At 47.2% G+C, this 13,136-nt stretch carries 14 protein-coding genes; 7 read left to right on the top strand and 7 right to left on the bottom strand.

Annotated elements, in window-relative coordinates; all coding sequences use genetic code 11:
* Window positions 1-40: 40 nt before the first annotated feature.
* Together K7399_RS12815 and K7399_RS12810 are read right to left on the bottom strand one after the other, a co-directional pair.
* Window positions 41-1,015, bottom strand: coding sequence for a LacI family DNA-binding transcriptional regulator (locus K7399_RS12815; protein ID WP_028977143.1), 975 nt, complete (start codon window positions 1,013-1,015; stop codon window positions 41-43).
* A gap of 133 nt (window positions 1,016-1,148) precedes the next feature.
* Window positions 1,149-2,504: an amino acid permease gene (locus K7399_RS12810; RefSeq protein WP_028977142.1), complete on the bottom strand. Its 1,356-nt coding sequence runs from the start codon at window positions 2,502-2,504 to the stop codon at window positions 1,149-1,151.
* Window positions 2,505-2,680: 176 nt separating this feature from the next.
* Here K7399_RS12810 and K7399_RS12805 point away from each other — a divergent pair, with 176 nt between their 5' ends.
* The 5 genes from K7399_RS12805 to K7399_RS12785 are packed head-to-tail and all read left to right on the top strand — an operon-like array spanning window position 2,681 to window position 4,253.
* Complete coding sequence (locus tag K7399_RS12805) at window positions 2,681-3,343, top strand: YhbD family protein (RefSeq protein WP_028977141.1); 663 nt, start codon at window positions 2,681-2,683, stop codon at window positions 3,341-3,343.
* A gap of 1 nt (window position 3,344) precedes the next feature.
* The gene (locus K7399_RS12800) at window positions 3,345-3,668 is read left to right on the top strand and encodes a hypothetical protein (protein ID WP_028977140.1); all 324 of its coding nucleotides are present in this window, start codon (window positions 3,345-3,347) and stop codon (window positions 3,666-3,668) included.
* Between the two features lie 4 nt (window positions 3,669-3,672).
* Entirely contained in the window at window positions 3,673-3,858 is a 186-nt protein-coding gene (locus tag K7399_RS12795) for a hypothetical protein (protein ID WP_160168718.1), read from the top strand.
* Complete coding sequence (locus K7399_RS12790; RefSeq protein WP_128167233.1) at window positions 3,824-4,072, top strand: hypothetical protein; 249 nt, start codon at window positions 3,824-3,826, stop codon at window positions 4,070-4,072. The genes K7399_RS12795 and K7399_RS12790 overlap by 35 nt, the downstream gene beginning before the upstream one ends.
* Before the next feature lie 13 nt (window positions 4,073-4,085).
* Complete coding sequence (locus K7399_RS12785) at window positions 4,086-4,253, top strand: hypothetical protein (RefSeq protein WP_160168717.1); 168 nt, start codon at window positions 4,086-4,088, stop codon at window positions 4,251-4,253.
* Between the two features lie 381 nt (window positions 4,254-4,634).
* Here K7399_RS12785 and K7399_RS12780 read toward each other — a convergent pair whose 3' ends face one another.
* On the bottom strand, window positions 4,635-6,221 hold the full coding sequence (locus tag K7399_RS12780) for an amidohydrolase (protein WP_028977137.1): 1,587 nt from the start codon (window positions 6,219-6,221) through the stop codon (window positions 4,635-4,637).
* 208 nt (window positions 6,222-6,429) lie between these two features.
* On the opposite strand from K7399_RS12780, the gene K7399_RS12775 reads away from it, so the two are divergent.
* On the top strand, window positions 6,430-7,617 hold the full coding sequence (locus tag K7399_RS12775; RefSeq protein ID WP_028977136.1) for a pyridoxal phosphate-dependent aminotransferase: 1,188 nt from the start codon (window positions 6,430-6,432) through the stop codon (window positions 7,615-7,617).
* A gap of 247 nt (window positions 7,618-7,864) precedes the next feature.
* Here the strand turns inward: K7399_RS12775 and K7399_RS12770 are convergent, their stop codons facing one another.
* Window positions 7,865-8,770, bottom strand: coding sequence for an SDR family oxidoreductase (locus K7399_RS12770; RefSeq protein WP_028977135.1), 906 nt, complete (start codon window positions 8,768-8,770; stop codon window positions 7,865-7,867).
* Between the two features lie 167 nt (window positions 8,771-8,937).
* On the opposite strand from K7399_RS12770, the gene K7399_RS12765 reads away from it, so the two are divergent.
* Complete coding sequence (locus K7399_RS12765; protein ID WP_028977134.1) at window positions 8,938-9,717, top strand: outer membrane protein assembly factor BamD; 780 nt, start codon at window positions 8,938-8,940, stop codon at window positions 9,715-9,717.
* Between the two features lie 452 nt (window positions 9,718-10,169).
* Here K7399_RS12765 and K7399_RS12760 read toward each other — a convergent pair whose 3' ends face one another.
* From K7399_RS12760 to K7399_RS12750, 3 genes are read right to left on the bottom strand one after another with little or no spacing between them, the layout of a single operon-like run.
* A complete protein-coding gene (locus K7399_RS12760; RefSeq protein WP_028977132.1) occupies window positions 10,170-11,105 on the bottom strand; it encodes an NAD-dependent epimerase/dehydratase family protein in 936 nt (311 codons plus the stop codon).
* Between the two features lie 23 nt (window positions 11,106-11,128).
* Window positions 11,129-11,791, bottom strand: a complete 663-nt coding sequence (locus tag K7399_RS12755) for a hypothetical protein (RefSeq protein ID WP_028977131.1) — start codon at window positions 11,789-11,791, stop codon at window positions 11,129-11,131.
* The gene (locus tag K7399_RS12750) at window positions 11,784-13,019 is read right to left on the bottom strand and encodes a glycosyltransferase family 4 protein (protein WP_028977130.1); all 1,236 of its coding nucleotides are present in this window, start codon (window positions 13,017-13,019) and stop codon (window positions 11,784-11,786) included. The genes K7399_RS12755 and K7399_RS12750 overlap by 8 nt, the downstream gene beginning before the upstream one ends.
* Window positions 13,020-13,136 lie beyond the last annotated feature (117 nt).

Here is a 13,136-nt window from a genome sequence, read left to right as displayed (position 1 = left end):
TTTTGCCATCATTCACAATGGTGTGGGAGTGACTGAGGGGTTATGTCCCCCGTCGCAGTGTCACCGGTAAAATATAGTTCTTTTTAATCCCGTCAAATTCATTGTTGATCTCTTTCAATAGAAGATCGACAGCGAGCTGAGCCATGGCGCGGATCGGCTGAACAATCGTTGTCAGCTCGGGGAGGCAGGTCGTTACCATTTCCGTCCCATCATAGCCGACGATCTGGATGTCTCTGTTTCTTTTGCGAATCATGCTGAGCGCGATTGCGGCGGTCAAATCATCACTTAAAAACATGCCGTCGATCGTTGGATCCTGATCCAATAGCGACGAGAGAATCTGTTTTTTGACTTCAGGGTCAAAAGGCGATTCGATTTCATAGGTTTTGAAAGGAAGACCGTGTTCGGTCATTACGTCCTCGTACCCTTTTCGGCGCAAGTAGCTCGAGGGCGCCTCCTTTTGACGGATGCTGTTCACATGAATAATTTTGCTCCGTCCTTGACGAAGCAGTTCTTCAGCGGCCATGCGTCCGCCTTGATAGTTATCGCTGCTGACAACGGTGATCGTTTCCGACATTTTGCGGTCGATAGCGACAATCGGCAGTTTTGCGCGTTGATAAATATCAATCCCGATATTGTGCGCACCAACGATCATTCCATCAACTTGATTGGACAGAAGCATGTCCAAGTAGCTGCGCTCTTTTTCCGTTTGATCCATGGTATTGCAGATCAGTACCTTGTAGTGTTTTTCAGAAAGGATATTTTCAATCTGAAAGATCAACTCTCCGAAAAAAGGATGCCCGGTGGATGGAAAAATTAGTCCGATAAAATGCGTCTTGCTGCCAAATAAAGAGCGTGCGATTTCATTGGGATGATAGTTTAATTGTTGAATAGCATTGTTCACATTGCGCCGTGTCCGTTCACTGATCGCGCCTCGGTTGTTCAGTACGCGTGATACGGTTGTCGGTGATACACCCGCAAGTTTGGCGACATCCTCCAGTTTTGGTTTTTCCGGCAAATCGACATCCTCCTCAAGACCACATCATACACGATTACAATTAGTATAACTGATTTGTTGATTAAAAAATAAATTTTCATCTGAGACAAACTTTTATTTCAAAAAAGTTTTCTGCGGCTCGGCGTAGCGAGTATTATCGCTGACTTTGCCGTTTTTTGCGATGCAGGCTATAGGCAATAAACAGAAGCAAGAACCATACCGGTGTCACAAAAAGAGCGATGCGTGTGTCGGCAGCCATGCCAATGAGCACAAGAAGAAAGATGAAAAAGGCAAGGACGATCCAATTAATTAATGGAGCGAGCGGTGCCTTGAATTTGGATGCGGCAGCAAGATCCGGGCGCTTTTTTAAATAGATAATATGCGCGACTAAAATGACGCCCCATACCCAGATGAAACAAATGGCGCTGATGCTTGTAACGAGCGTGAACACAATGTCGGGCAGGAAATAGTTAAGGATAACGCCTGCAAACAGTGCCAATGTTGAGCAGATTAATGCTGCGCTTGGCACGGCACTTTTCCCTAAGCGTGCGAAGCTTTTCGGTGCATTGCCGTCACGCCCGAGAGAAAAGAGCATACGACTGGTCGAGAACAGCCCACTGTTGCATGCGGAAGCTGCCGAGGTCAGCACGACAAAATTAATGATTCCGGCAGCGGCGGGGATGCCGACGAGTGTAAATACCGTGACAAAGGGGCTGTGCTCTGCATGAAGTTTTATCCAAGGAATGATGCAGAGAATGACAAATAGTGCGCCAATATAAAACAGCAGAACACGTACGGGCAGGCTGTTGATCGCGCGTGGAATATTTTTCTCGGGATCCGCCGTTTCAGCAGCGGTCACACCGACCAGTTCAATCCCGACAAATGAGAAGACAGCCATTTGAAAGCCAAGGAAAAAGCCATCGATGCCATGCGGGAATAAGCCGCCGTACGCCCATAAATTTTGGACGGAAGCTTGTCCATAATCTGTTTTAAAACCGATAACAATTAAAATTAATCCGAGGATAATCAAAGCAACGATGGTAACAACTTTTATGATGGCGAACCAGAATTCAATTTCACCGAACATTTTTACCGTAAGCAAATTTAAAATCGTTAAAACGATCAGGCAGAGGAAGGCAGGAATCCATTGCGGAACCTGAAACCAAAACTGCATGTACTTGCCTACGGCGGTGATGTCGGCCATGGCGGTCATGATCCAGCAAAACCAGTAGGTCCATCCGGTGACAAAACCAGCCCATGGGCCAAGGTATTCCGAGGTAAAATCGGTGAATGATGCATAGCCGGAATTTGATAAGAGCAGCTCACCAAGTGCACGCATAACAAAAAACAGAGCAATACCAATGATGAGATAGGCAAAAATAATCGACGGACCAGCTAAATGAATCGCTTTTCCGGATCCAAGAAATAATCCGGTGCCAATGGCTCCGCCAATTGCGATCAGCTGAATATGTCTGTTTTTCAGCTTTCGCTCAAGATGCTGATTTTCCACTTCATTTCCTCCCTGTTGTCGTTCTCTCTTATGATGGGTTCCGCCCGATGTTTAATCGGGGGATTTATATAGTATAACAAATCAAAAAAAAGGAAAGTGTATGAAAAAACGCCATTTACAACGTAACAGTGTTATGTTATGGTTGGCGTGTGAAAAGACGTGAGGGAGGATCGCGTGTGGATGAACCATTAATTACAAAAAAAGAGCTGCTTGAGCGAACGGGCATTTCGTATGGTCAGCTCTATCGTTGGAAGCGGAAAAATTTGATTCCGGAAAACTGGTTTATTCGAAAAGCAACTTATACCGGGCAAGAAACCTTTTTCCCAGAAAAGAAAATCTTAAATCGGGTTCATGTGATATCGGAGATGAAGGATACGTTGTCGCTTGATGAACTGGCAGAGCATTTTTCGCCGCGGTCGGTGACAAAAATCTTTTTATCTGAAGAACAGATGCTTGATCAAAACATTGTTTCAACAACAGCCCTGAATCTTTTCAAGAAGCAACGACCGAATCAGAGCGAATATCCGTTTATCGATTTACTGGCCATGTTTCTGCTTGACCAAATGCTGAGCGAGGGGCAAATGAATCGTTCGGAAGCCAGCGATCTACTCAATGTTATGCAGGAGAACAGCAGCAGACTTTACGATAAAAATAGTTATTTATATTATATCCGGAAAATGGGTGTTTCTGTGGTTTTGATTGCTGCAGATGAAGTTTCGATTTTCTTTGATCAAGGAGTGCACGTCATTAAGAAACAGTCAATCTCCTCGAATATTGAGAAATTAAAAAAACGAATCGAATCGATAAACGCGAGAGAAATCAGTCGAGAGGGCGGGTAAAATGAGTCAAGCGACAGGAAAAGACTTGAAAATAATGGGCGAAACGCAATCGAACGGCGGGCAATTCGATAAAGTGCGAACGATGGGTGAATGTACGATAACGGGATCGGTGGAAGCGGACTCATGCAAGGTGATGGGTGAATGCTCCATTTCCGGCGACCTGTCCTGTACGACATTTAAAAATATGGGTGAAGTCGCTATCGGCGGCAGTTTGGCAGCCAAGCAGGCCCGGCTGATTGGGACAAACGCAGGTGCAAGGTCATTGTGCGTTGCAGCAGTCCGTGGTTTACGGGGAACTGACGATTGCGCAGAACGTCACCGGTGAGTCGATGAAAGTACATGGTATGCTCAGCGTTTCCGGCGATGTATCGCTTGAGGCATTGGGTATGCGCGGCGGTATTCAGGTAGCGGGTTTGCTCAATTGCGACACAATTGATATGGTACTGAAATTTAATACGATCAATAAGGTGCGGGAAATCGGTGCAACAGCTGAGCGCCGAATCGATGATCATTAACGGTTCATGTAAGGTGAAGGGCGATGTTCATGGAGAACGCATTCAAAGTGACGGCCAGACCAAGGTGTTTGGTGCGATGCACGGCGACTCTATAAGTAGTTCCGGAATGCTGGTCGTTGAAAAAGATTTAGAGAGTGAGGAGCTTGCGGTTAACGGTCCGCCGTCAGACAGCAGCAACTGCGTTGTTTGCTTCACTGTTGAGCGCTATGGGTAAAAGAAGGTTGATCGTGGATACGATCGAAGGCGATGATATTTATCTCGAAGATACTGAAGCAAACGTTGTTCGCGGCGATCGCGTGAAAATCGGCCCCGGCTGTATGATTGGACGCGTGATCTATAGAAGTGATTATCAAAAAGATGATAAAGCAGAGGTTCAAACGTCGCTTACCATGTAATGGAAGATGCGTGCGAAACCCGGAGAGAAGCAAAAGAAGTCCAATCGGAAACAGCCATCCGCACCGTTCGCGTATGGCTGTTTTATCAGAACAAACGAAGAAAGAAAAGCGTAACAAGGAGGCTATACAGCGGTGAAGCAACCGATCGATGCCGAAAGTCATTGAAGAAGGTGCACGTGTGCTGATTCTTGGTGCGATGTCGGGACGTGCGTCCCTAGCTAAGCAACCGTATGACGCGCATCCGCGCAATCAATCTTGGCCAATTGTGTATATACTTTTCGGAAGCAGGAAACGTCCCTGCTTCATATCCGTCAATGCGTCCGACTCCATCGCGTTAGAAAAGTTAAAGGAGTGGCCCAAAGTTAAAAACGAGTTGTCATCTCACCGCTCATAGACAATCTGCTCGTTAACGATGGTTTTTCGAATGGTCAGCGCACGCAGATCTGCAGGATCAACGGTAAAGGGATCTTGATCGAGTACCGTGAAATCGGCAAACTTGCCGGGTGCAATCGTCCCGCATGAACCGCTCTGACCAGCCGCTGCCGCACTGCCTGAAGTATAAAGCGACAGCGCATCAAAAATACTCAGCGCTTCTTCAGGAAAATAACGCTTGCCGTTCACATCTGAATTGCAAGTCCGTGTAACGGCAGCATGGATGGCCAGAAACGGGTTAGGGACTTCGATTGGGGCATCACTCCCACCGGCTATCGGGAAGCCGTTTTCCTTGATCGATTTCCAGGCGAAGGCAAGCGGCGGAAAGTCCGAACCAAGGACATCCAGTGCCCAAGGCATGTCGCTGCTCATGAATTGCGGCTGAATGTCAAAAATCAGCGGCATGCCTTTTGCCGCATCAAGCATATCGCTGCGCAGCCACGGCGTATGAATCATGCGATCAAGCTGACCCGGCTGCGGCGGGAATTTCTTGAGTACGTGAACCACGTCGGCAAAAGCGCGATCGCCAATGATATGAACTGCCACCGGAAGCTGCGCGAGTCGTGCTTGCTGCACGATCTGCTCAAAGGCTTCCGCGCGATGAAACTGCAGCCCGTAATTATTCGGCTCCCCGGCATACGGTTGGGTCATGAAGGCGGTATGTGAGCCAACCGTACCATCATAGAAAATCTTCACTGCGCCGAGTGTCACAAATTCGTCGGGCGAGGTAACGGTGCGGGGCGCGCGTAAGTAAGCATCCAGTTCACGGTGATGAACGAGCAGATGCGCGCGAAACGGGAAGGGTTCGTTTAGTGTCTGCCGATACGCTCGGACGGTCCCAACAAGCCCATTGAAGTAATGAAGGTCCTCTGAGTGTGCACCAACAATCCCTTTTTTCCATAAATCGTTGACGGCGATCCGGATTAGCCGCGCCAGTTCTGCCTGAGACTCTTTTGGGAATCGCTCTATGGCGAGTGTCGATGCCTCATCGCGCAAAACCCCGGTCGGGAAACCATCATCATCTAAGTCAATCATTCCGCCTCCGTCAAAGACTTGATTGCGTTTGAGTCCAATTGCGTGAATGAACGGCGTATTGATGCTGACGGTGTGGTAATCGATGCGCCGGACCAGGATCGGATGCGTGCGGCTGATCGCATCGAGATCGCGGCACGTCAAAAGTCGGTTGCTGTCGGTTAAACGATTGTCGTCATAGCCTTCGACAAACAGCCAGTCGCCATCCTTCAATATTTCGGCACGCGCGGCAATAGCTTCGAGACATGCTTTTTTGGTTGTAGCCTTTGAAAGATTGAGTCGATCCAAGGCTTGTCCATACCAGATCAAATGCAGATGGCTGTCGATAAAACCGGGAAAAATCGTCCTGCCTTTAAGGTCCATGACGTCAACAGCTCTTCCCCGAACCTGCGCTTCAGCTTCGTGACCGGTTGCGACAATTTTTCCATGTTCTGTGAGCACGCAATGGATGGTTTCTCCAGGTTTTCTCATTGTATAAAAAGTCCCATTTGTCCAAAACTTCATCTTTTTCACCCCATCTTTTAGATTAACATAAGGGAAATAAAAAAAGACAAAACACCCCCATTGCCGGTTGCTCAATCGGTGAATGGACACAAGAAATCATACGAGCGCATAGCAATCAGTGGACAAGATCGGGTATAATAGCAGTGCATGTGAGAAAAGACAGGCTTGATCGTCAGAGACGGGTAGCCAAAGAGAGAGGGAGTATACCATGATTGCGGAAAAATATAAACAAATGCTCGGTCAGAAATCAGTTATTCGCGAGCTTTCGGAATATGCAACAGAACGGGCAAAACAGATATGCGCAGAGAATATCTTCGATTACAGTCTGGGCAATCCGTCTGTGCCCGTACCTCAGGAATTTACGGATCAGCTGGTCAAGCTGGCCTCAAGCGATAATCCAATGGCGGTACACGGATACAGCCCAAGCCTTGGCATCACCTCGGTTCGTGAAAAAGTGGCTGCGTCGCTTTCCAGACGATTTGGTTTAAATTATAAGAAAGAACATATCTTTATGACTTCCGGTGCAGCAGGTGCCTTGGCACATGCACTGCGCTCAGTTGTGGCTGCGGGCGATGAAGTGTTAACCTTCGCACCGTTCTTCCCGGAGTATACCCCTTATGTGCACGGTCTCGATGCTGAACTGAAGGTTGTTCCGCCGAATACGGAAACGTTTCAGATTAACTTTGATGCATTCGAGGAAATGCTGTCGCCAAAAGTTTCCGCAGTACTGATCAACACGCCGAATAACCCATCCGGTGCGGTCTACTCTACGGAAACCATTAAAAAGCTCGCATCGATTCTGACTCAGAAACAAGAAGAATTCGGTCATGACATTTATTTGATTTCGGATGAACCGTACCGTGAAATTGTTTTCAACCATGTCGATGCGCCTTATGTCGCAACGTACTACGCGAACACGCTAACCTGCTATTCATTCAGCAAGTCGCTGTCGCTTCCCGGCGAACGGATTGGCTACGTTGCGGTGAATCCGAATTGCCCTGACGCCGAACTGATCGTGAACATGTGCGGACAAATATCGCGTGGCATCGGTCATAACTGCCCGCCGTCGATCATTCAGCTTGCCGTTGCTGAAGTCATTGATCAAACATCAGATTTGTCGGTCTACGAAAAAAATAAAGACATCTTGTATGACGGCTTGACCAAGCTCGGCTTTTCTTGCGTCAAACCGGGCGGGACGTTCTATATTTTTCCGAAGGCATTGGAAGAGGACGCCGTCGCCTTCTCTAAACGCGCGTTAAAGTATGATCTGATCCTTGTTCCGGCAGACAGCTTCGGATGCCCAGGCTACTTCCGCATGGCCTACTGTATTCCAACAGAAAAAGTTGAACGCTCGCTTGCAGCTTTCGAAAAGCTGGCGGAAGACTATAAACAATGAGAAACAGCTTCACTTAAGGTTGCCTGAATGAACGAAGTACGTTATGATCGTGAAACGGGACCGTCCTCTGCGGAAGAAGCCCGCTGGGAAAAGCTGGGCATTGTTTTCTCCGCTGCTCAAGAGGTATGCGGCTAAAGGCTAGTATAAAAGTAAAAAACGTATAAAATGAGCGTCTCAAAAGTCCGTGTTCGACTTTGAGACGCTTTTTGATGGCGAGTCGCTGAAGCTTGTCGAGCCAAAGCGGCATCTAAGACGCCATCGTTTGTCCGCCATTGATATGAATGACCTGTCCGGTGATATAGGAACCATCGTCAGAGGCGAGGAGGACATAGGCAGGAGCGAGCTCATAAGGCTGTCCAGCACGTTTCATTGGCGTATCAGCGCCAAGCGTCTGAACCGTATCGGCAGACCACGAGGCCGGTTGGAGCGGTGTCCAGATTGGACCGGGAGCAATCGCATTGACACGAATCCCTTGACCTGCAAGACTATGTGCCAATGCTCGTGTAAAGCTGACAATGGCCCCCTTTGTCGAAGCGTAATCAATCAGATTTCTGCTGGCAAGATACGCTTGGATGGATGTTGTGTTCACAATACTGTCGCCGCGCTGCAAATGGGGGATCACTGCCCGTGAGAGCCGGAACATCGCTTTGATATTCACATCAAAAGTAGTTTCCAGCTGTTTGTCGCTGATTGCTTCCAGTGATGGTTGTGGGAATTGAACGCCGGCATTGTTGATCAGAATGTTTATTTTTCGATAGCTTTGCAAGGCGCGGGACACAATCTGATCTGCGGCGCCGCGCTGCCTCAAGTCAATCGGCAGAAGCAGCGCGCTTCGGCCCAGCTTTTCAATGGCTGTTTTCGTAGTCTGAGCATCTTCTTCTTCCGACTTCATGGAGACAATGACCAGATCCGCACCTTCCTTGGCGAAGGCAACGGCAACAGCCCGACCGATGCCACTGTCGCCGCCAGTGACGATGGCAACCCTGTCTTTTAATTTTCCTGTACCGATATAGCTTGGGTTATCATAGATTGGTTTGGGATTCATCAAATACTCCAGACCTGGCTGCTGATCTTGGTGCTGTGCCGGGAAGGTGATCGGTACCTCGTGACACTGAGTCATTGAGCCGTAATAGGGTGATTCATCACGTTGCATGGTCTTCAGTCCCTTTCGTTCAAAGATCGTAACAGTGTACGCATCGAAGCGGGAATCAGTGCCTAAAGCGCATCAATTGCGTCAATCCTTTGGGAAAATGGATCAAAAAATAAAAAAAGATGTTAAGATTAAAAGAGCACAACATCATGTGAAACGGGAGGCAACCCATGAAGAAGACACTACTAGCATTATTCATAATCGTAGTTCTTGTCCTAGGTGGATGCGCAAATCAAGAGGACAAGGCTTATGACCAAGAGATGGAAAAAGGACAGGCTGCCTTGGTTTCTAAGGATTATGATGCTGCGGCAAGTGCTTTTAAGAAAGCTTTAACGCACAAAGAAAAAGATCATCAGGCAACGCTTCTTTTAGCACAGACCAACAACTTTATTCATGCAAAGCGTTCGATCAATCAGCCGGCGCAAACTAAAAAATTGTTGAACTTAGTCATTAACCAAGAAAAAGGTTCTGCAGTGCTTAAAAAAGATGCCATCGCTCTGAAAAAACAAGTGGTAACGATGCGTGAAGGAAGTGTGACGACAGCGTCAGCCGCTTCTTCAAGTATGTCATCATCCGAAGCATTCTCTGAGGAGTCCTCGTCAAGTGCAGTGAATTATTCGGATGAAACAGCGCCGCCATCAGCTGCTCCAAGCAGTTCAGGAAGTAAGGCAAGCCGTTCGTCAAGCAGCACAACGGAGGTTCAAGCACAACAGAAAGAGGCGGAGCTGGCGGTCATTCAAGCGGCCGGTTATTCACCGAATAAGGTGTATATCGATACGCGCGATGACGGTGCGTACTACTCAATGGAATTGAGAGAGAACCACAAAAACGACAGCGCCGCAGATTCTGATACGGCACCGTCCATCGGTTTTTTTCGATACTATAAAAATTCAGGGAAAGTTATGCAGTTAGATGTTTTAAGTAATAAGTATAAGGAAGTTAAGGATTAATCTGTCCAAGGACGGACGAATAAAAAATGGATCTGCCGCGTATTTCCGGCAGATTCATTTTTTACACTGGTAAGAAAGGATAGAAAATCAAAGATTTAAGGAAACGAGTGTAAGTGGTTCGGTAGAACGCCGCGTCCTGCGGCTCACCGAACACTAGGCCGTCCATGGCCGTCGCGGGCGGCGACTTTGCCTTCGCCAGAGGCTTGGCAAAGCCAAGTTTTCTAACAGGATAAAGTTTATGATTTTGTCCCGTCTTCAAGCCAATAGAGCTGTGTCTTGACCGAGAATCAAAGCGGAGGCGCTCTGGCGCCAGCGGGATCGCGCGTTGTTGATGCGTGCCAGCGAGATCCCGCAGATTCCTGCCTGTCTGAGGAGCTCGCGGTGCGCCCGCGGTAAGCGAGTAACCGAAGCGACGATTCAGCACCGAAAGATGTGTTGCGAGATCTGAAGATTTAGCCAAACCGATCTTTATTTAGGACTTCTGCTGCGTACGTTTTTCTCAAGCCATCCATTAACGAGTAGATTGGCGAGAAATGGAGCAGCTGCTTTGCTTTGGTATTATCCAGTGCAATGTGGCGGACGTCTGCCGGGTTTGGATCTGTATAAATGATGTTTAATCGTGATCCATGGATTTGCTCAAGCATTTCAATGAGCTGGTTGATGGTCGTTGTCAGTGAGGTACTGATATGAATAACCTCCCCGTCACCATGATTGACTGCAGCCAAATTTGCGCGAACGATATCCTTTACATAAATAAAGTCACGGCTTTGCGTTCCATCTCCAAATACGGTTAACGGTTCCCCTTTCTTTATCTGATTTATAAAGGAGGAAATCACGCCGTCTGTTTTTTGTGTGTGCTGTCTTGGACCAAATACACTGGCATATCTGAGAATGGTGTAAGGAAGCTGTTCGATACGATTAAAAAGACGGATGTAAGACTCTTCTGCTAATTTTGCCCATCCATACTTGGTTGTTGGTCTCGGGGGATCCTTCTCTGCGATCAGATCAGTCCGAGGGTCACCATATACAGCAGCGGTTGACGCGAAAATGACCTTATTGACTCGGGCAAGGCGGCAGCCCTCCAACAAATGGATCGTACCGTCAATTGTAATGGCGGAACCGGAATTCAGTGACGGTGCGGAGGAGGCTGCTGCTGTTTCTGGATGATCTGCTAAATGGAAGACGACATCAGGTTTGATCCGAACAATCAGATCCTTAATCTCCGGACTCGAACCGTCCATTACATGCACCGTGGCACGCGGATGGAGGGCTTCAAGGTGGCCTGAGTGCAGATTATCAATAATGTGAACCTCATCACCGCGGTTAATCAACGCATCCACGAGATGAGCACCGATAAATCCTGCACCTCCTGAAACAATTGCTTTCATTGTGCTGCCTCCCTAGTCGGTCATTACTTTATAAAGACAAATTTATAGTGACCGTTTTTTGAGGACTTCGGGTTCTGATCAACAGGCTCGATAATCTTCTTACTTGACTGAAGCGGTGTAATGCTGAGCGCAGGCTCGGTTTTCGGTACTGCTGCCTTTCTGTTTTCGTACGGGCTCAAGGCTGAACGCTTCTCAGGCTTAGGGGCAATGGTTGGTGTGACTGCTTTGGTAAGATGAATCCGTTGATTCAAATGCTTCGATGGATTGGTTTTCATGGCAGCGGCATATGGAAGGATTGTGTTGTCGTTTGGAAGCTCCGCGTTTATTTTGGAAACCGTCCGGCCACCCTTACGTTTTACATCATGTTTAACGTCTGTCGTCGCGTTGTAGCGCGCATCGATATTGCTCAATGTGCTGAGATCCGGAAAGGTATAACTGGTTGGCAGCGAATGAATAATCTTCTCGAAAATAGGTTCCGACATGAAGACTGTTGCGTCCTCCTGAGGCGGAGAAGTAAAGAGTGAATGCGTGTCTTTGATGTTTAAAAGCGTAGGATCAGTACGTTGCTCACTCATAAAGTCAGGCGTGTTGCTTGGTTTCTTCCCCCATGCTTTTTTCAAAAGATCGGTAACTTTCCAATAGCAGACGAGAAAAATATATTTGAAGAATTCAATCAGCTTATACAAGCTTCTCACCCTTTCTTTTGGTGTATATGGCCTGAAGATAGACGTTCAGAAGATCCTGAGTGCCGCGATCGATTGACCAATGTGTCAAACCCCATTTTCGAGCATTAATTCCGAGTTTTTTTCTCAAATGATTATCAGAGAGCAGCTGATTGATCATATTGAATAGTGCATCAGCATTTTCAGGCGGTGTCAACATGCCTGTCACACCCTGCTGAATCATTTCCGAGATTCCGCCAACATTGCTTGCAATCACCGCTTTGCCCGCTATTTGTGCTTCGATCACTGATAAGGGCTGGTTTTCAATCAATGTCGGCAGAACAAGTATATCTGCTTGAGTGAGCAGACTTGGCACATCCTCTCTTTTTCCTAGAAACCGCACGGAATCACCGAGACCAAGCGACAGCACTTGGCTTTTGAGTTCCGATTCTTTTTCACCAGTACCGACGATCCAGCCTACCCAGTCGTTTCTAATTTGTTTCAGTTTGGCTAATGCGTCGATGAGATAATTGACGCCTTTAAGTTCAACGAGCCTTCCGGTGTAAATAATTACTTTTTTGCCCTTCGGTGCCTCAAGGGTTGCCTTTTGATGTAATTTCTGAATAAAGCTCTCGGTATCAAATCCGTAATGCAGCACCTTAAGCTGATCTTTCGGAACATGGAATTCATCGGTCAGCATTGTTTGCAACCACTGATTGCAGACGATGGTTGTGTCTGCTGATACCGCTCCGTCGTGTTCCAACTCATCGTAGTATGTTCTGGCGAGATAAGCCGTTTCCGACTTGTGAACGGTTTTCAACTGACGTCTGATCTCGTGAGCAACGGATCCGTGCAGAGTGGCAATTAAGGGTGTATTTGGATCCTTGATTCGGCTCATTGCAACGGTGGAGAGTACATCCTGAGTGTGGATGATGTCATAATCTTTAACACCGAAATAAGCGGCGCTTAATTCATAGACATAACGCTGCATTTCTGTCCATTTCACTAAGAAATTAGCATACATTGCAGGATAATTTTCTTGCGTAAAATGGGCATCGATTAATGGAGTAACCTGTTCTCTTGACAGAACCAATCCTTTATTGATCACGGTGACGTTAAGGTTGGATTGATCGTAGCCAAGCAGATCAACTTCATGACCATATGACTCCAGCTTTTTTTTCAGCTGGGTCATATATTGCCAAACCCCGCCCACATGGGGAATGGACCAATAAGTGGCTAGCAAAATTTTCATTGTCCGCATCTCTCCTATGGTTGATATATTGTTACTGTATTGTGCAGGCATGATATTGTGTAGGCATGTTTCTTTCTTTTTGACAAAAAAATATTTTAATCGTCTATTTTTTTTAGG

It is taken from the genome of Sporolactobacillus terrae, assembly GCF_019930545.1.
Taxonomy (GTDB): Bacteria; Bacillota; Bacilli; order Bacillales; family Sporolactobacillaceae; genus Sporolactobacillus; species Sporolactobacillus terrae.
This window is presented reverse-complemented; position numbering and strand designations above follow the sequence as displayed.

Bases quoted from the DNA above. Each gene is read 5' to 3' on its own strand.
- K7399_RS12780 (WP_028977137.1), bottom strand. From the start codon at position 6,221: ATGAAGTTTTGGACAAATGGGACTTTTTATACAATGAGAAAACCTGGA.
- K7399_RS12765 (WP_028977134.1), top strand. From the start codon at position 8,938: ATGAAGAAGACACTACTAGCATTATTCATAATCGTAGTTCTTGTCCTA.
- K7399_RS12760 (WP_028977132.1), bottom strand. From the start codon at position 11,105: ATGAAAGCAATTGTTTCAGGAGGTGCAGGATTTATCGGTGCTCATCTC.
- K7399_RS12800 (WP_028977140.1), top strand. From the start codon at position 3,345: ATGAGTCAAGCGACAGGAAAAGACTTGAAAATAATGGGCGAAACGCAA.
- K7399_RS12770 (WP_028977135.1), bottom strand. From the start codon at position 8,770: ATGCAACGTGATGAATCACCCTATTACGGCTCAATGACTCAGTGTCAC.
- K7399_RS12750 (WP_028977130.1), bottom strand. From the start codon at position 13,019: ATGAAAATTTTGCTAGCCACTTATTGGTCCATTCCCCATGTGGGCGGG.
- K7399_RS12775 (WP_028977136.1), top strand. From the start codon at position 6,430: ATGATTGCGGAAAAATATAAACAAATGCTCGGTCAGAAATCAGTTATT.
- K7399_RS12795 (WP_160168718.1), top strand. From the start codon at position 3,673: ATGAAAGTACATGGTATGCTCAGCGTTTCCGGCGATGTATCGCTTGAG.